At 61.2% G+C, this 441-nt stretch carries 1 protein-coding gene; it reads right to left on the bottom strand.

Annotated features, from left to right (window positions below; genetic code table 11):
- Positions 1–441 (bottom strand): SDR family oxidoreductase (locus J5M56_RS25565; RefSeq protein ID WP_207938132.1); only part of this gene is annotated, 441 nt, incomplete at both ends.

Below are 441 nucleotides of genomic sequence, written 5' to 3'. Positions count from 1 at the left end.
ATACAGCACCGCGCTGGCGATTTCCTCGACCTTGCCAATGCGCCCGACCGGGTGCATGGCGTTGGCGAATTCGCCCTTCTTCGGGTCGGCTTCGTAGGCACGGCGGAACATGTCCGTATCGATCACTGCCGGGCACACTGCGTTGACGCGGATTTTCTTTTTCGCGTATTCGATCGCCGCCGACTTGGTCAGGCCGATCACCGCATGTTTCGACGCCGCGTAGATGCTCATCTTCGGCGCCGCACCCAGCCCGGCCACCGACGCCGTGTTGACGATCGCGCCACCGCCCTGCGCCAACAACAGCGGCAATTGATACTTCATGCACAGCCAGACGCCTTTGACGTTGACGCCCATGATCGCGTCGAACTCGTCCAGCGTACCGTCGGCCAGTTTGCCCTTCTCGATTTCGATCCCGGCGTTGTTGAAGGCATAGTCGAGACG

This window comes from Pseudomonas sp. 51_B (genome assembly GCF_017491595.1).
Taxonomy (GTDB): domain Bacteria; phylum Pseudomonadota; class Gammaproteobacteria; order Pseudomonadales; family Pseudomonadaceae; genus Aquipseudomonas; species Aquipseudomonas promysalinigenes.
Note: the sequence above shows the minus strand (reverse complement) of the source record. Positions and strands in the feature narration are given on the sequence as shown.